Source organism: Streptacidiphilus fuscans, from assembly GCF_015690355.1.
Lineage (GTDB): Bacteria > Actinomycetota > Actinomycetes > Streptomycetales > Streptomycetaceae > Streptacidiphilus > Streptacidiphilus fuscans.
This window is the reverse complement of record NZ_JADPRT010000004.1, coordinates 89,737-106,881: the sequence shown is the minus strand read 5'-3', so window position 1 is coordinate 106,881 and position 17,145 is coordinate 89,737. Positions and strand designations below refer to the sequence as shown.

Here is a 17,145-nt window from a genome sequence, read left to right as displayed (position 1 = left end):
TTAATCCTCGGTGCTGATGAAGACGTTCTTGGTCTCGGTGAAGTGCGCCAGCGCGTCCGGGCCGAGCTCGCGGCCGAGACCGGACTCGCCGAAGCCGCCGAAAGGCGTCCAGTAGCGGACCGAGCTGTGCGAGTTGACGGACAGATTGCCCGCGTTGACGCCGCGCGCCATCCGCACCGCGCGGCCGATGTCGCGGGTCCAGAGCGAGCCGGAGAGGCCGTAGCGGGTGGCGTTGGCCAGCCGCAGCGCGTCGGCCTCGTCGTCGAAGGGGAGCACGACGGCGACGGGGCCGAAGATCTCCTCGGTGGCGGCGCGGCAGCCCGCGTCCTCGGGCGCGAGCAGCATCGGCGCCTGCCAGAAGCCGGGGCCCTCCGGGGCCTTGCCACGGGCCAGCACCGGGACGTCGTCGGTGAGGTAGGAGCGGACCCGGTCGCGCTGGACGGCGGAGATCAGCGGGCCCATCTCGGTCGCCGCGTCGCGCGGGTCGCCGACGCGGACCGCCTCGATCGCGGGCGCGACCAGCGCGAGGAAGTCGTCGTAGACCTCGCGCTGGACCAGGATCCGGGTGCGGGCGCAGCAGTCCTGGCCGCTGTTGTCGAGGAACGCCATGGGCGCGGAGGCGGCGGCGCGCTGCAGGTCGGCGTCGGCGAAGACGATGTTGGGGCTCTTGCCGCCGAGTTCGAGGGTGACCCGCTTCAGGCCCGAGGCGCAGCGGGACATGATCTCCTTGCCGACCGGCGTGGAGCCGGTGAAGACGATCTTCCGCACGCCCGGGTGGTCGACGATCGCCTGCCCCGTGATCCGCCCGTGGCCGGGCAGCACCTGGAACAGCCCTTCGGGCAGACCGGCCGCCAGCGCGATGTCCTGCAGCAGCAGCGCGGTGAGCGGGGTGGTCTCGGCGGGCTTGAGCAGCACCGCGTTCCCGGCCGCCAGCGCGGGCGCGAAGCCCCAGGCGGCGATGGGCATCGGGAAGTTCCACGGCGCGATCACGCCGACGACGCCCAGCGGCTCGTGGAAGGTGACGTCGAGGCCGCCGGCGACCGGGATCTGACGCCCTATCAGCCGCTCCACGCCGCCTGCCGCGTATTCCAACAGGTCACGGGCGTTGCCCGCCTCCCAGCGGGCGTTGCCGAGGGTGTGCCCGGCCTCGGTGACCTCCAGGTCGGCCAGCTCGTCGATCCGCGCGTCGACGCCGTCGGCGAAGCGGCGCAGCAGGCGCGCGCGGTCGCCGGGGGCGAGCGCGGCCCACGCCTGCTGGGCCTTCGCCGCGCGTTCGACGGCGACGGCCACCTGTTCGGGTGAAACGGTCGGGATCTCCGCGACAACCTCTTCGGTCGCGGGGTTCAATACCGTCAGGGATTCGGGGAGAGAAGTAGTTTCGAAGTCACGGGGAGACGTGGTCACGGGGCGGCTCACATGCGCTCGAAGGAGCGGTAACGCTCCCAGTCGGTGACGGCGGTGTCGAAGGCGTCCTGCTCGACCTGGGCCATGGTCAGGTAGTGCTGGACGACGTCAGGGCCGAAGGCGGCCTTGGCGAGTTCGCTTCCGGCCCAGAGCTCGGCGGCCTCGCGCAGGGTCGTCGGCAGGTGGGCGTAGTCGGCGGAGTAGGCGTTGCCGGTGCAGGGTTCGGGCAGTTCCAGGCGCTGTTCGATGCCGTGCAGTCCGGCTGCGATCATGCCCGCGATGGCGAGATAGGGGTTGACGTCGCCGCCGGGCGCGCGGTTCTCGAAGCGCAGCGAGGGCCCGTGACCGACGACGCGGAGCGAACAGGTGCGGTTGTCGGGGCCCCACGCCACGGCGGTCGGCGCGAAGGAGCCCGGCCGGTACCGCTTGTACGAGTTGATGTTGGGTGCGTAGAGGAGGGTCAGCTCGCGCATGGCCGCCAGCTGACCGGCGAGGAAGTGCCGCATCAGCGAGGACATGTGCCCGTTGTCGTCGGCGAAGGCGGGGCTGCCGTCGGCGTCGCGCAGCGAGAGGTGGATGTGGCAGCTGTTGCCCTCGCGCTCGTCGTACTTGGCCATGAAGGTGAGCGCCATGCCCTCCTGGGAGGCGATCTCCTTGGCGCCGGTCTTGTAGACGCTGTGCTGGTCACAGGTGGTCAGCGCGCGGTCGTACCGGAAGGCGATCTCGTGCTGCCCAAGGTTGCACTCGCCCTTGGCGGATTCGACGACGAGCCCCGCGGCGCCCATCTCGTTGCGGATCCGGGCCAGCAGCGGCTCGATCCGGGCGGTGGCGAGGAGGGAGTAGTCGGCGTTGTACTGGTTGGCCGGGGTCAGCGTGCGGTAGCCGCGCTCCCAGGCCTGCTCGTAGGTGTCGCGGAAGACGATGAACTCGAGCTCGGTGCCCGCCCAGGCGGTCAGGCCGCGCTCGGCGAGGCGGTCCAGCTGCCGCTTGAGGATCTGCCGGGGTGAGGCGGCGACGGGCGTGCCGTCCTCCCAGGCCAGGTCGGCGGTGACCAACGCGGTCCCCGGCTGCCAGGGCACCCGGCGCAGCGTGTCCAGGTCGGGACGGAAGACGAAGTCGCCGTAGCCGGTCTCCCAGGAGGCCATGGTGTACCCGGGCACGGTGTTGAGCTCGACGTCCACGGCGAGCAGGTAGGCGCAGCCCTCGCTGCCGTGGGCGACCACCTCGTCCAGGAAGTGGCCGGCCGCGAAGCGCTTGCCCTGAAGCCTGCCCTGCATGTCGGTGAAGGCCAGGGCTACGGTGTGGATCTCGCCTGACGCGACGAGGCCGCGCAGTGCCTCAAGCGTCAGGGGCGCTTGCAGGGGCGCCTGAGAAGTCATGGGTGGTGCCTCCGGGTGCATGGGGACATGTGGACCGGGTCGGGCGCTTTAAAGGTATGGCCTTGTACCATTGAAAGGGAAGGGGGTGCCATGATCGAAAATGACGTGTCCGCCGACGCCGCCGTCGGGAGCGCTGCCGGCGCATCCGTCGTCGACGCCTACGCGGCCGTGCTGCGTCCGGTTCGCTCCGGCAACACCTTTGAGGAGACGGTCCAGAAGGTGTTGCAGCTGGTCCGGTTGGGCCTGGTGCCGGTCGGTGAGCGGCTGCCGCCCGAGCGTGAGCTCGCGGAACGGCTCCAGATCAGCCGGGTGACGCTGCGCGAGGCGCTCAAGGTGCTGCAGGACGCGGGCGTGCTCGAGGTCCGCCGCGGCCGGTACGGGGGCGCGTTCGTCCGCCAGCCGGTCGCCGCGTCCGCCGCCGAGGGCGACGGCGAGCAACTGCGCCGCCGTGCGGAGGAGTTGGGCGACCAGCTGGAGGACACCCTGCTCTTCCGCGAGGTCCTGGAGGTCGGCGCGGCCGAGCTGTGCGCCGCACGCCGCCCCACCGGCGCCGAGGCCGAGCTGCTGCGCGAGCTGCTCACCGCCACCGGCGCGGCCTCACTCGACGAGTACCGGCGGATCGACACCCGGCTGCACCTGGCCGTCGCCGAGCTCAGCGGCTCGCCCTCGGTGGCCGCGCACTACGCGACAGTGCGCGCCACCGTCAACGAGCTGCTCGACTGCATACCGCTGCTGCCGCCCAACCTGGACCACTCCCAACGCCAGCACGAGCAGCTGGTCGAGGCGATCCTGGCGGGCGACCAGGACGGTGCGCGTGCCGCGATGCGCGAACACCTCGCCGGCACGGCCGCGCTGCTGCGCGGCTTCCTGGCCTGACCCGCTGCGCTGCCTGCTCGTCCGGCCCTTCCACCTTCCGTTCGTTCAGCTCTGTCCCGTTCAGCTCTGTCCCGTTCAGCTTCCGTCCCTGCGCCCCACCCGGAGGTTTCCGTGCCCCGCCCGCTGATCGGCATCTCCACCTATCTGAACTCCGCCAGTTGGGGAGTCTGGCGGGACACCCCCGCCGATCTGCTGCCCCGGCGCTACGCCGAGTTCATCCAGGCAGGCGGCGGCCTGGTGGCCATGCTTCCGCCCGACGACCACCCGGACGCGGCAGCCGAGGCGGTCGCCCGGCTGGACGGCCTGATCATCGCCGGTGGGCCCGACGTCGCCCCCGCCCGCTACGGCGCCGTCGCCGACCCGCACACGCAGACCCCCACCCCCGACTCCCTTGCCCGGGACGCCTGGGAACTCGCCCTGATCCACGCGGCCCTCGACCGCGAGCGGCCGCTGCTGGGCATCTGCCGCGGCATGCAGTTGCTCAACGTCGCCCTCGGCGGGGATCTGACGCAGCATCTGCCGGACCTGATCGGCGGCAGCCTGGAGCACTCCCCCACTCCCGGCCACTACGCCCGGCACAGTGTCAGCGCCGTCGACGGCACCCGCACCGCGGCCATCCTCGGCACCGACATGCTGTCCGTGCCCACCTACCACCACCAGGCCGTCGCCGCCCTCGGGCGCGGCCTCCGTCCCTCGGCCCACGCCGACGACGGCACGGTCGAGGCGGTGGAGGGCGACGGCCCGTCCTTCCTCCTCGCCGTCCAGTGGCATCCGGAGCAGGGCGACGACGCCCGCCTCACCTCCGCCCTCGTCCACGCGGCGAGCTGACGGTCCGTCGGCGCGCCGATGTGGCGATCTGATGGCACGAACCCCTGGCCGAAAGGCTCGCCCCCGACAAGACTGTCCGCATGCCGACGAACCCGCAGCAGCCCGAGGGCGCAACGCCGTTCCATGACCTCGACGCGTTCCTCGCGATCCCGCGCATCGGCGGGCTCGCACTCTCACCCGACGGATCGCGCCTGGTCACGACCGTGTCGGAGCTCTCCTCCGACCGGACCAGGTTCATCACCGCGCTGTGGGAGCTCGACCCGGAGGGCGAACGGCCCGCCAGGCGGCTGACCCGGTCCGACAAGGGTGAGTCCGCGCCCGCGTTCCGGGCGGACGGCGCGCTGCTGTTCCTCTCCGGCCGCCCGCAGCCCGACGCGCCGAAGGGCGAGCCGGAGTCCAAGGCGGCCACGCTGTGGGCGCTTCCGGCCGACGGCGGCGAGGCCGAGCGGATCCTGCATCCGGCCGCCGGGGTCGACTCGTTCGCGGTGGCGCGGTCGGGCGGTCGGATCGCCTACCTCTCCCCCCGGCTCCCCGGTGCGGTCGACGCCGAGTCGGACGCCGCGCTGCGCAAGGCGCGTGACGAGGCGAAGGTCAGCGCGGTGCTGCACGAGGACGCGATCGTCCGCTACTGGGACCACGACCTCGGCCCCGGCCGTCCGCATGTCATCACGGCCTCGGACGCCGCCCCCGCCGACGCGTCGGTGGACTGCGGACCCTCGAACGCCTTCGAGCCCAACGTGGTGATGTCCCCCGACGGCTCGCTCGTCGCCTGGGCCGCACTCAGCGCCGGCCACCCGGACACCACGACCGAGGTGATCGTCGTCTCCGACGCGGTGACCGGCAAGGAGCTGCGGCGGATCCAGCTCGACAACGTCTCCTTCGGGTCGGCGTTCTTCACCCCCGACTCGCGCGGGCTGGTCTGCCGACGCTCCGTCAACTCCACCTGGGAGAAGAGCCACGACTCCACCCTGTGGTTCTTCCCCGACGCCACCGACCCGCTCGACGCGGGCCGCGACCTGCTCCCCGACTTCCCGCACTGGCCGAGCAACCTCGCCGTCTCCCCGGTCCCCGGACCGGACGGAGCGCCCGTCGTCTTCTTCGCCGCCGACACGGAGGGCCGTTCGCCGGTCTACCGGCTCGACACCGGCGACGGAACCCTGACCCGCCTGACCCTGTCGGGCGCCTACACCAACCTGACCGTCTCCCCGGACGGCACGGCGCTGTACGCGCTGCGCGCCGCGGTCGACAGCCCGCCGACCGCCGTCCGCCTGGACGCACGCCGCGCCGACCAGGACGATCCGACGGTCCTGCCCGCGCCCGGCCGGATCGCCTCGGTGCCGGGCTCGCTGACCGAGGTCAGCACCACCGCCGAGGACGGCACCGCGCTGCGCGCCTGGCTGGTCCTGCCGGAGGGCGCGTCGGCGGAGCGTCCGGCGCCGCTGCTGCTCTGGGTGCACGGCGGGCCGCAGATGAGCTGGAACTCCTGGACCTGGCGCTGGAATCCGTGGATCGCGGCCGCGGCCGGCTACGCCGTGCTGCTCCCCGACCCGGCGCTCTCCACCGGCTACGGCCAGGAGATGCACGCCCGCGGCTGGGGCGACTGGGGCGGCAACCCGTTCACGGACGTGCTCGCCCTCACCGACGCCGCACTGGAGCGCGACGACCTCGACGCGGAGCGGACCGCCATGATGGGCGGCTCGTTCGGCGGCTACATGGCCAACTGGATCGCGGGCCACACCGACCGGTTCAAGGCCATCGTCACCCACGCCGCCCTCTGGAACCTGTACTCGTTCAACGGCACCACCGACGCCACCGCCTGGTGGCGCAAGCACTTCGGCGACCCGCTGACCCGGCCGGAGCGGCTGGACGCCTCCTCCCCGCACTTCCACGCGCCGTCCATCCGCACCCCGATGCTGGTGGTCCACGGCGACAAGGACTACCGCGTCCCGATCGGCGAGGCGCTGGCCCTCTGGTCGGACCTGGCCCGGTTCGAGGTCCCGGCCAAGTTCCTCTACTTCCCGGACGAGGGCCACTGGGTGACCAAGCCCAACAACGCCAAGCTCTGGTACACCACCGTGCTGGCGTTCCTCGCCCACCACGTGCTGGGCGAGGAGTGGCGCCGTCCCGACCACGTCTGAGGCCTGATCAGCCTGATCAGATCGAGTAGGTGACCCCGGTCAGCTCCTCCGACACCGACCACAGCCGTCGCTGTGCGTCGGTGTCGTGGGAGGCCCGGGTGGAGTTGACCCGCTTCGGCGCGCCGCGCAGCTCCTGGAAGCCGTCGGGGCCGTAGTACTCGCCGCCCCGCGCCTGCGGGTCGGTCGCGGCGAGCAGCGAGGGCAGCGCACCGGCCACAGCGGGCTGGGCCAGCAGCGGCTCGACCAGCACCCGGTTGGCGGGCTGCAGGAACTGCGGCAGATGACGCGTCAGCTCGGTGCTGGAGTAGCCGGGGTGGGCGGCCAGCGCGACGGTCCGGACGTCCTCGGCGGCGGCCAGACGGCGCTGCAACTCGTAGGCGAAGAGCAGGTTGGCCAGCTTGGACTGCCCGTAGGCCGCCACCCGCTTGTAGCCGCGCTCGGACTGCAGGTCGTCGAAGTTGACGCCGCGTCGGGCGAACTGGTGGGCCAGGCTGGCCACGACCACGATCCGCGAGTCGGGCACCTCGCGCAGCAGGTCGAGCACGAGCCCGGTGAAGGCGAAGTGCCCGAGGTGGTTGGTGCCGAGCTGCATCTCGAAGCCGTCGGCGGTCCGGCCGTACGGGGTGAACATCACCCCGGCGTTGTTGACCAGCAGGTCGACGCGCGGGTGTCGTCCGCGCAGCTCCTCGGCCGCCGAACGGACGGAGTCCAGCGACGCCAGGTCCAGCCGGAGCACCTCGGCCTTGCCGTCGCCCTGCCGCCCGACCTCGGCCGCGGCCTGCTCGGCGCGCCGCGGATCGCGGCAGGCCATCACGACGGTCGCGCCGCGCGCGGCGAGGACCTTCGCGGTCTCCAGCCCCAGGCCGCTGTTGGCGCCGGTGACGACGGCCACCCGGCCGCTCTGATCGGGTACGTCGGCTGCGCTCCAGGCCACGACGGCCCTCCGAATCCAAGAAGTGAACGCTGTAAACAATGATCTCGACCCGATCGTCCGCCTCCAGCACAGGGGCTGTCAAGCGCCGGGTCGTGGTGTCCGACCACAGCTGTCGGTGCCGTACGGCAAGATGAGCGCATGAGTCGAACCGCCCCCCGGCTGATGCTGCTGGACTCCGCGAGCCTCTACTTCCGCGCCTACTTCGGCGTGCCCGACTCCGTGCGGTCCCCGCAGGGCGAGCCCGTCAACGCGGTGCGCGGGCTGCTCGACTTCATCGCCCGCCTGGTCGCGGACCACGCCCCGGAAGAGCTGGTCGCCTGCATGGACGCCGACTGGCGTCCGCAGTGGCGCGTCGACCTGATCCCGAGCTACAAGACCCACCGCCTCGCCCAGCCGACGGAGGACACCACCCCGGCCCCGGGCGAGGAGGAGATCCCGGACACGCTCTCCCCGCAGGTCCCGGTCATCACCGCCGTCCTCGACGCCCTCGGCATCGCCCGGCTCGGCGTCCCCGACTACGAGGCCGACGACGTCATCGGCACCCTCACGACGCGCGCCACCGGCCCCGTCGACGTGGTGACGGGCGACCGGGACCTCTTCCAGCTCGTCGACGACGCCCGGGGCGTCCGCGTGCTCTACCCGATCAAGGGCGTCGGCACCCTCCAACTCACCGACGACGCCCTGCTGATGGAGAAGTACGCCGTCACCGGCGCCCAGTACGCCGACATGGCCGCCCTCCGCGGCGACCCGAGCGACGGCCTCCCCGGCGTCCCCGGCATCGGCGAGAAGACCGCCGCCAAGCTGATCACCCAGTTCGGCGACCTCGCCGCCATCCAGGCCGCAGCCCTCGACCCCTCCGCCAAGCTCACCCCCACCCAGCGCAAGCGCATCGCCGACGCCACCGGCTACCTCGCCGTCGCTCCCAAGGTCGTCCAGGTCGCCACCGACGTCCCCATCCCCGCCGACCTCGACCCCACCCTCCCCCGCGAACCCCGCGACCCCCAGGCCCTGCACGACCTCGCCGCCCGCTGGGGCCTCGGCAGCTCCCTCACCCGCGTCCTCGACGCCCTCGCGCAGAACGGCAAGAACGGCAAGAACGCCTGACGCATCGCCTCCGCTGCATGCGTGCGCGACGAACCGCGAGGAGCGGGACGACAGGCCCTGGATCACCCGCGGTGGGTGAACCGGCCCTCCGGCCTGTTCAGGAAGGTTGAGGGTATGGGCAAGCGCCCGCGCAGGTGACGAGTTCCGAGCAGCCGCCAGGGACGCGCTCGTCCGCGCCGTCGTTGCATGAGAGGAACCGTGATGGTGACTTCAGCACCCACCGCGGGGCGATCGTCAGGGGCCTCGCGCACGGTTCTCGCGCCGCTCGCCCTGGCGCAGTTCATCTGCAGTTTCGCGGGCTCGAACATGAACGTCATGATCAACGACATCAGCAAGGATCTGCACACCACCGTCCACGGCGTGCAGATCTCGATCACCGTCTTTCTGCTGGTGATGGCCGCGCTCATGATCCCCGGCGGCAAGCTGACCGACCGGTACGGCCGCAAGCGGTGCTTCACCACGGGGCTGGCGATCTACGGGGTCGGCGCGGTGATCGCCGCGGTCTCCCCGAACCTCGGGGTACTCATCGTGGGCAACTCGATCCTTGAAGGAATCGGCACGGCACTGCTCATCCCTCCCGTCTACATCCTGACGACGCTGCTCTTCCCCGACCTCACGGCCCGCGCCCGCGCCTTCGGGGTCGTCATGGCCATGGGTGGCGTCGGTGCGGCGGCCGGGCCGCTGATCGGTGGGCTCATCACCTCGGTGCTGAGCTGGCGGGCGGCCTTCGGTTTCCAGGCCCTGGTCGTCACCGTCATCCTGCTGCTGAGCCTGCGGTTGACCGACCCGATCAAGCCCGACCCGAGCCGTTCCTTCGACATCGGCGGCGCGGCGATCTCCGCGGTCGGGCTGCTCCTCGTCGTCATGGGCATCCTGGCCGCCAGCACCAACCTGTGGCTGACCCTCGGCCTCATGCTGGCCGGAGCGCTCGTCCTGGCCTGGTTCTTCCTGCGGGTGCGCGCCCAGGAGAGAGCCGGCAAGGAGCCGCTGATCTCCAGCTCCCTCTTCCACGTCCGCGCCTCCAACCTCGGCCTGGTCACGCAGAACCTCCAGTGGCTGATCCTCATGGGCACCTCCTTCACCGTGGCCGCCTACCTGCAGGTGGTGCGCGGCTACGACGCGGTCCAGACCGGTGTGATCTTTACCGCCGCCACGGTCGGCCTGCTGGCCGCATCGCTCCGCGCCGAGCCCCTGTCCCGGCGCTGGCCGCAACGCCGGCTCATCATGGCCGGGTTCGCCATCACCGCCGTCGGTATCGGTCTGCTGATCGCCCTGGTCGGCGGCTCCCCGACACCTTGGGCCTTCGCACCGGGACTGCTCCTGATCGGGACAGGCGTCGGGCTGATGCTCACGCCGTCGGTCAACCTCGTGCAGTCCGCGTTCCCCGAAGCACGGCAGGGCGAGATCTCCGGCCTGTCCCGGAGCGTGTCCAACCTCGGTTCCTCCTTCGGTACCGCCATCGCCGGCACCATCCTGGTCGCCGATCTCACCCGAGGCTCGTACGCCGCCGCCATGGCCGTGCTGGCGGTCGTCAGCATCGGCGGACTGCTCACGGCCATGCGTCTGCCCAGGAGCCAGGAGCCCGCCCAACACGGGTCGACGGTCCCGGATGCGGCCGCACCACCGGGCGGGTGAGTCCGGCGGATTCCGCCCTGCGACCGGCCCCCGCCCGCTCGCGAAAGTCACCCACGCTGGGTGATCCGACCACGCGACCGGCGTTTCTACGCTGTGGGCGCAGGCAGTTCCTCGCCTCCCACGGAGCACCCCATGGACCCGTACCCTCCGATCGCGGAGCATGGCATCGTCGGCGACCTGCAGACCGCCGCACTCGTCTCCACCGGTGGTGACATCGACTGGTGGTGCGCTCCCCGATTCGACTCGCCCAGCCTGTTCGCCTCCCTCCTGGACCACGACAAGGGCGGCAACTGTCGGCTTGCCGTCGACGCCGACGCCGTCCCCGGCGTCCAGATCAAGCAGCTCTACCTGCCCGACACCGCCATCCTGATGACCCGCTTCCTGGCCCCTGACGGCGTGGCCGAGGTCATCGACTTCATGCTCCCGGACGTCTCCGCTTCCGCTGCCGACACGCATCGGATCTTTCGGGCGGCCCGGGTCGTGCGCGGCAGGGTGCCCTTCGTCCTGGAGTGTCGGCCGCGCTTCGACTACGGCCGGGCCGCCCACCACGTGACCCTGCTGGACGAGCGCTCGGCGCTGTTCCAGGGGCCCACACAGGAGCTGTACCTGCAGGCCACCGGTCCGGTGGAGCTGCGACCGTCGGACCAGGACATCACCGCGCGGTTCACCCTGGACGCGGGCGAGCTGGCCACGGTGGTCCTGACCTCGCAGTCCAGCGGCGGCACCCGCCCCGCCCCGCTCCGGGACCAGGACACCCGCGCCGACTTCGACGCCTGCCGCGACTTCTGGTACCGATGGCTCGCCGTCTCCACCTACGCCGGCCGCTGGCAGCAGATCGTGCATCGATCGGCGATCACCCTCAAGCTCCTCACCTACCACCCCAGCGGTGCGCCGATCGCCGCGGCCACCATGGGCCTGCCCGAGCAGATCGGCGGAGAGCGCAACTGGGACTACCGCTACACCTGGATCCGCGACGGGTCGCTCTCGGTGCACGCCCTGATGGGCCTCGGCTTCGAGGAGGAGGCTCTGGCCTTCCGGCACTGGGTGCGCGACCGCATCCAGGCCGCCGATGACGACGACCAGAGCGAGCCGCTGCAGATCATGTACCGGATCGACGGCGACTCCCTCCTGACCGAGGAGGTGCTGCCCCACTGGGAGGGCTACCTCCGCTCCGCACCGGTGCGCGCCGGCAACGCCGCCGCCGACCAGCTCCAGCTCGACATCTACGGTGAGGCCGCGTACGCGTTCGCCACCGGTGGCGGTGACATCGGCACGCTGGCCGGCTGGCGGGCCTTCAGCGACATGATCGACTGGCTCGCGGGCCACTGGGATCGCCCCGACGAGGGGATCTGGGAGACCCGTGGGGGACGCCAGGACTTCACCTACAGCCGGCTGATGTGCTGGGTCGCCTTCGACCGCGCGGTCCGCATCGCCCGTGCCTTCGCCCGCCCCGCGGACCTCGACCGCTGGGAGGACGTCCGCGACGACATCCTCCGGCAGATCGTGCGCCGTGGCTGGAGCCAGAAGCGGGAGGCCTTCACCCAGCACTACGCGACCGACGTGCTCGACGCCTCGCTGCTGCTGATGCCCAAGGTCGGCTTCCTGTCCCCCACCGACCCGGCCTGGCTCTCCACCCTGGACGCGATGGACGAGGAACTCGTCAGCGACAGCCTGGTCTACCGCTACGACCCGGCCGCCTCCCCCGACGGGCTGCGCGGCTCCGAGGGCACCTTCAACCTCTGCAGTTTCTTCTACGTGGAGGCGCTCGCCCGGGCGGGTCGACTGCAGCAGGCACGGTACGCGTTCGACAAGATGCTCACCTACTCCAACCATGTCGGCCTGTTCGCCGAGGAGATCGGACCCTCCGGTGAGCAACTGGGCAACTTCCCGCAGGCGTTCACCCACCTCGCCCTGATCGACGCGGCACTCGCGCTGGACGACGAACTCGACCACCTTGCCACCGGTTGACCCGGGACATCGTCCGGGAGGGTGGGCCGGTCGGTCCTTCCTTTTGCGCTCGCGGAAGCCGATCCTGGAGATGCCAGCGGCGGAGCTCGCCGGGCGCCCGCCCAAGGAGCACGGACGGTCGAGTCTCCGAGGTGCTCTGCGAGACACGTCCGCCACGGGTCATGGCCAGCCTCAGGCGGTGTCTGATGCCCGATCCACGCAGGAGAGCGAAGGCACTCGATGCCGTCGCGCCGACGGACGACCTGCCGAACGGCGACCCGGTGCTCGCCACGCGCTTGCAGCCGCCCGAGGCCCCGGAGGCGTTTCTGCCTCGCGACCGGCTCGTGCGGCAGCTCGACGACGCCGTCCACCTCCCGGTGACCTTGGTGAACGGTCCTGCGGGAGCCGGGAAGACGCTGCTGGTGGCCGACTGGCTCCGGCGCGGCAGGCATCCGGGCCCCGTCGGCTGGCTGACGTTGGAAGCCGGAGACAACCTGCCCGGCAACTTCTGGGCCTACGTCCGCGAGACCCTGCGTCGCGTCCTGCCCGGAATGCCGGCGGACATCGGTGTACCGGCCAAGGCCGAGCACATCGAACCGTCCGTACTGGTACGGCTCGCCGCGTGGATCAACCGCCAGCCCGAGCCGGTCGTGCTGGTGCTGGACGAGTTCGAACACAGCGACGAGCTGGTCGTGGCCGGACAACTGCACGACCTGGTCCGGCACACCGCCGGACAGCTGCGGCTCGTCCTGATCAGCCGGGACGAGCCGCTCCTGCCGCTGCACCGCTACCGCCTCGCCGGCCAACTCGCGGAGATCCGCGCGACCGACCTGGCCATGCGGCTTTCCGAGACCGCGCACATGCTGGACCTTCAGGGGCTGCACCTGAGCAGGTCCGCCGTCGAAGCCGTCCACCACCGGCTCTCCGGCTGGACCGCAGGACTGCGGCTGCTGGCCATCGCCGCGCAGGACGCGGACGACGCCGACGCCTACCTCAAGCAGATCGACGTCGAACAGTCCGCCCTGTCGGACTTCCTGCTCACCGAGGTCCTGCACTCCCAACCCGCCGCCAGACAGGACCTGCTGCTGCGCTGCAGCATCCTGACCCGCATCCATCCCGAACTGGCCGACGCACTCACAGGGCGGCGGGACGGCCACCCGATGCTGGCCGAGCTCCACCGGGCGAACACCTTCACCGAAGCGCTGCCGGACGGCTGGTACCGGCTGCACCCGATGTTCGCCGGCATCCTTCGCCTGCATCTGCAGGCCACCACCACCGACCAGGTGGAGGATCTGCACCTGCGCGCCGCGAAGTGGCTCGCAGACCACGACCAGTTCCGCGCCGCGCGCGACCACGCCGTCGAAGCCGGTGCCTGGGGACTGGCCGCGCAGCTTCTGGTCAGCCAGTTCGCGATCGGGCAGTTGCTCACCGGCCGGGACGCCGCTCGGCTGCAGGCACAGTTCTCGCGGATGCCGCCGTCCGTGGTGTCCCCTGAGGCCGAACTGGTCCGAGCCGCGATGCACCTGGCGCGGGACGACGTCGACGCCGCGCTGCAGGTCCTCGATCGCGTCGAAGAAGACCGGTCACCGACCCCGGAGACCCCGGACGCCTGTCTGCGCATGGCGTCCGCCTTCCTGCGCGCGGGGGCCGGCCGACTGCTCGGCTCGGTGTCGATCGCCGCCACCGCTGCCCGCCAGGCCCACAGCCTGGAACACGCCGCCCTCGCCGAACCCCTCGCCCAGCACCCGGAACTGCTCACCCAGGTGGACGCCGAACTCGGCTCCGTGCTGCTGTGGCAGGGCCGGCTGAGCGACGCCGGGCGGGCTCTGGAGGCCGCAGCCCAGGCGCCGCTCACACCGACGACCGCCCAGCTGCGCCACGAGTCCCAGTGCCGACTGGCGCTGATCGACTACCTCCGCGGGTGGCCGGGACGCGCGGAGCGGCGGATCCACCACGCCGACGAGGAGGCGGAGCACTTCAGCGTCCCACCGGAGACAAGGACCCAGGTGCGCGACCTGGTCCTGGCCGCCACCGCCTTGGAACGCGACGAAGTGGGGGCGGTCCAGGCAGCGCTCGCCAGAGCCTCTGCGCCCGACTCGCCCGGACCCGACCCCGTGGTCGCGCTGGGCACCAGTGCCATCCGCGCCGCCCTGCATGTGGCACAGGGCAACCCCGACGTGGCGTTGGAGGAACTCGCGCAGGCCCGCCGCGACGATCTCGCCGACCACCCTTCGGACTGGGGCCGGGAGCGCCTTGCCGTCACCGCCTCTGCGGCGCACCTCGCGGCCGGGCGACCTGAGGCGGCCATGGCCGCCCTCACCGAGGTGCCCCGGAACGCGCCCGACTCCATGATGGCCGAGGCGCGCGCTCGTCTCGCCGTGGACCCGGACGACGAGCGGGCGATGGCGCAGCTCCAGGCCCTGCGCCGCGATCCCTGCCTCGGCAGCGCCACCCGCACGCGTGCCCTGCTGCTTCTGGGCCAGGCCGGCTCGTCCCGCAGCGACGCCTCCTGCGAACGCCTGCTGGTCCAGGCCCTCGCCACGGCGAAGGGCGAGCGACTGCGACGCCCGTTCTGTGAGTCGGCCGGATGGGTGCGCCGTCAGCTGCGGATGCATCCCCAGCTGGCCCAGGCCCATCCGTGGCTCCCCAGCGACCTGTGCCCACCCGAATCCCCGTGCTCCGACGCCGGCGGCGCCGCTCCGCTCACCAAGCCGCTGACCAGGCGCGAACGTGCGGTGCTCGCCCGTGTCTGCCGGATGATGTCGACCGAGGAGATCGCCGAGGACCTCTTCGTGTCGCCGAACACCGTCAAGACGCATCTGAAGAGCATCAACCGGAAACTGGGCACGACCAGCCGCCGCGAAGCGGCGCAACGGGCCGACCGGCTGCACCTGCTGGACCCGGGCTGACCGGACCCGCGGACCCGCGTACTGCGGACCGACGGACCGGCGGGTGCTCAGTCGGGCATCTGGCGCACGTCGGTCACCGTCAGTCCGAGCGCGTGGAGACGGTTCAGCAGTCCGTACAGGTGGGCCTCGTCGACGACGTCCCCGAACATCAAGGTCTGCCCGGACACGACCACGCTCTGCAGCTCCGGAAAGCCCTCTCGGCGCGTCGTCTCCTGAAGCACACCGGCGACACGGATCTCGTAGCGCACTGGGCCGCTCCCCTTCTCCTCCCGAAGGCGGCGTCCTGGGACTCAGCCTCCGAGGATGTTCTGCTTCTGCGCGGCGAACTCCGCCTCGGTGAGCACCCCCTGGTCCCTGAGCTGGCCCAACCGCTGCAGCTGGGAGATCTTGTCGTCCATGGTCGGGGCCGCGGCAGCCGGGGCCGGGGCCACCGGTGCCGGGGCGGGTGCGGGCGCGGGGGCTTCCTGCTCCGCCCAACGGCCCGCCTGGCGGCGGGAGACACGGTTGGACACGGCCGTGGCCGTGCCCGCGACGACGGCGGTGCGCGCGACCCCGCGCAGCAGTCCAGGCATGTCGGTTCCTCTCTCGACGTTCGGCGGTTCCAGCCGGCGCGCTAGCCCAGCTCTTCCAGTCCTTCCAGCTCTTCCAGCTCTTCCAGGGAGCGCACCAGGTCCTGCACCGGCACCCGGCCGCTGGCGACCACCTGGGCCCCACCTCTGCGCAGCGCGGCGGCGAACGGACCCGCCCAGGTGTTCTCGTAGATGAGCACGCCGGCGGAGTTCCCTGGCTCCAGCACCCCGGCCGCCTCGCCCAGGTCGTCCGCGCCCAGCAGTCCGGAGGAGACGCCCTCGAAGACCGCCAGGTCCAGCGTTCCGTCACCGTCGAAGTCGGCGAGTTCCATGGCTGTGACCACCCCGTCGGCGTCCTTGCGCACGAACGCGAAGTCCAGGATGCGGATGATGCCGCGATCCACCAGGTCGACCAGCAGGGGCAGGCCCTCCCCGGTCATCCGGTTGCCGGGGAACTCGACCACCAGGTAGTCGATGGGGCCGCTCTCGATCAACGCATCTTCAGCCATGCCCCGCTCCTTTCACACGCGGCGGTGGGCGCGCGACGCGACACGGCCGGGCGCAAGTCCGACGTTACGAGCACCGTCCCGGTCGCAGATCACCTGCACCGGGTGATACGCAGCCTGGGCGTGCCGGTCAGCCGTCGTTCCGTGCCGGGCGGACCGCTCCGGGCCTAACCTGAGGTTCTGATGCGTATCAGCCGCCCGGCGTCGCCGAGGATCGTGCTGCCGTCAGTGCTGGCGGTGCTGGTCCTGGCCAACCTTGCCGAGAACGGGCGCCTCCCCGCCCTCGGTCCGGCCGACCCCGTCCTGGCGATCGCGCTGCTCACCGCCGTCGTGTGGTGGGCCGGTGGCACCCGGGACGACGTGGGCCTGGGCGCGGGCACGCTGCGCCGCGGGGCCGGGTGGGCGCTGGCGCTGATCGGCCTGGTCGCGTCGGTGTACCTGGTCGGGGCGTTGCTGCCGTTCACCAGGGAGCTCTTCTCCGACACGCGCACCGAGCACCTCAGCGGCGGCGAGGTGGCGCTTCGGGTGTTCGTGACGGTGCCGCTGGGCACCGTGCTGCTGGAGGAGTACGCCTTCCGTGGCGTGCTGTACGGGCTAGTCCGGCGTTATCGCGGCACCGTGGCCGCCACCGCGGTCTCCTCCGGCCTGTTCGGGCTCTGGCACGTGCTGCCCTCCCTGCACCTGGCCACCCAGAAGCCCGCGCTCACCGCGGTCTTCGGTCACACCCCGGTCGGCGCCGTCGTCGCCGATCTCGGCGCGGTGCTCTTCACCTCGGCCGCCGGCGTGCTCTTCTGCGAGCTGCGCCGCCGCAGCGACAGCCTGCTCGCCCCGATCGGACTCCACTGGGCGACGAACGCGCTGGGCTACCTGACCGCGTTCTCCCTGGCGCGGACGCGGTAACACCCGGGTCGGCTGG

Annotated in this window: 14 protein-coding genes; 8 read left to right on the top strand and 6 right to left on the bottom strand. The window is 71.7% G+C overall.

The features are described 5' to 3' along the window. Both I2501_RS11065 and I2501_RS11060 read right to left on the bottom strand, forming a co-directional pair. The gene (locus I2501_RS11065) at positions 1-1,404 is read right to left on the bottom strand and encodes an aldehyde dehydrogenase family protein (RefSeq protein WP_328806320.1); all 1,404 of its coding nucleotides are present in this window, start codon (positions 1,402-1,404) and stop codon (positions 1-3) included. Positions 1,405-1,412: 8 nt separating this feature from the next. Continuing rightward, positions 1,413-2,783: a glutamine synthetase family protein gene (locus tag I2501_RS11060; RefSeq protein WP_215909513.1), complete on the bottom strand. Its 1,371-nt coding sequence runs from the start codon at positions 2,781-2,783 to the stop codon at positions 1,413-1,415. A 90-nt stretch (positions 2,784-2,873) separates the two neighbouring features. Between I2501_RS11060 and I2501_RS11055 the strand changes: the two genes are divergently transcribed. The 3 genes from I2501_RS11055 (at position 2,874) to I2501_RS11045 (ending at position 6,625) form a co-directional block, all read left to right on the top strand. Further along, the gene (locus tag I2501_RS11055) at positions 2,874-3,659 is read left to right on the top strand and encodes a FadR/GntR family transcriptional regulator (RefSeq protein WP_196193747.1); all 786 of its coding nucleotides are present in this window, start codon (positions 2,874-2,876) and stop codon (positions 3,657-3,659) included. A gap of 111 nt (positions 3,660-3,770) precedes the next feature. Then, positions 3,771-4,487, top strand: a complete 717-nt coding sequence (locus tag I2501_RS11050; protein ID WP_196193746.1) for a gamma-glutamyl-gamma-aminobutyrate hydrolase family protein — start codon at positions 3,771-3,773, stop codon at positions 4,485-4,487. A gap of 80 nt (positions 4,488-4,567) precedes the next feature. Beyond that, positions 4,568-6,625, top strand: coding sequence for a S9 family peptidase (locus I2501_RS11045; protein ID WP_196193745.1), 2,058 nt, complete (start codon positions 4,568-4,570; stop codon positions 6,623-6,625). A 16-nt stretch (positions 6,626-6,641) separates the two neighbouring features. Here I2501_RS11045 and I2501_RS11040 read toward each other — a convergent pair whose 3' ends face one another. Then, entirely contained in the window at positions 6,642-7,559 is a 918-nt protein-coding gene (locus tag I2501_RS11040; RefSeq protein WP_328806319.1) for an oxidoreductase, read from the bottom strand. A 162-nt stretch (positions 7,560-7,721) separates the two neighbouring features. Here I2501_RS11040 and I2501_RS11035 point away from each other — a divergent pair, with 162 nt between their 5' ends. The 4 genes from I2501_RS11035 to I2501_RS11020 all read left to right on the top strand — a co-directional run bounded on the left by I2501_RS11035 (position 7,722) and on the right by I2501_RS11020 (position 15,154). Further along, positions 7,722-8,663 (top strand): 5'-3' exonuclease, encoded by a 942-nt coding sequence (locus tag I2501_RS11035; RefSeq protein WP_196194119.1) that lies wholly within the window; start codon positions 7,722-7,724, stop codon positions 8,661-8,663. A 201-nt stretch (positions 8,664-8,864) separates the two neighbouring features. Then, positions 8,865-10,298, top strand: a complete 1,434-nt coding sequence (locus I2501_RS11030) for an MFS transporter (RefSeq protein ID WP_196193744.1) — start codon at positions 8,865-8,867, stop codon at positions 10,296-10,298. 132 nt (positions 10,299-10,430) lie between these two features. Further along, positions 10,431-12,266, top strand: a complete 1,836-nt coding sequence (locus I2501_RS11025; RefSeq protein WP_196193743.1) for a glycoside hydrolase family 15 protein — start codon at positions 10,431-10,433, stop codon at positions 12,264-12,266. Between the two features lie 185 nt (positions 12,267-12,451). Next, the gene (locus I2501_RS11020; protein WP_196193742.1) at positions 12,452-15,154 is read left to right on the top strand and encodes a LuxR C-terminal-related transcriptional regulator; all 2,703 of its coding nucleotides are present in this window, start codon (positions 12,452-12,454) and stop codon (positions 15,152-15,154) included. A 47-nt stretch (positions 15,155-15,201) separates the two neighbouring features. On the opposite strand, the gene I2501_RS11015 is transcribed toward I2501_RS11020, so the two are convergent. The 3 genes from I2501_RS11015 to I2501_RS11005 are packed head-to-tail and all read right to left on the bottom strand — an operon-like array spanning position 15,202 to position 16,232. Then, positions 15,202-15,402 carry a hypothetical protein gene (locus tag I2501_RS11015; RefSeq protein ID WP_196193741.1) on the bottom strand — a complete coding sequence of 67 codons (201 nt, stop codon included), beginning with the start codon at positions 15,400-15,402 and terminating at the stop codon, positions 15,202-15,204. Between the two features lie 42 nt (positions 15,403-15,444). Further along, positions 15,445-15,726, bottom strand: a complete 282-nt coding sequence (locus I2501_RS11010; protein ID WP_196193740.1) for an SHOCT domain-containing protein — start codon at positions 15,724-15,726, stop codon at positions 15,445-15,447. A gap of 41 nt (positions 15,727-15,767) precedes the next feature. Further along, complete coding sequence (locus tag I2501_RS11005; RefSeq protein ID WP_196193739.1) at positions 15,768-16,232, bottom strand: DUF6325 family protein; 465 nt, start codon at positions 16,230-16,232, stop codon at positions 15,768-15,770. Positions 16,233-16,412: 180 nt separating this feature from the next. Here I2501_RS11005 and I2501_RS11000 point away from each other — a divergent pair, with 180 nt between their 5' ends. Continuing rightward, entirely contained in the window at positions 16,413-17,129 is a 717-nt protein-coding gene (locus I2501_RS11000; RefSeq protein WP_196193738.1) for a CPBP family intramembrane glutamic endopeptidase, read from the top strand. Positions 17,130-17,145: the final 16 nt, after the last annotated feature.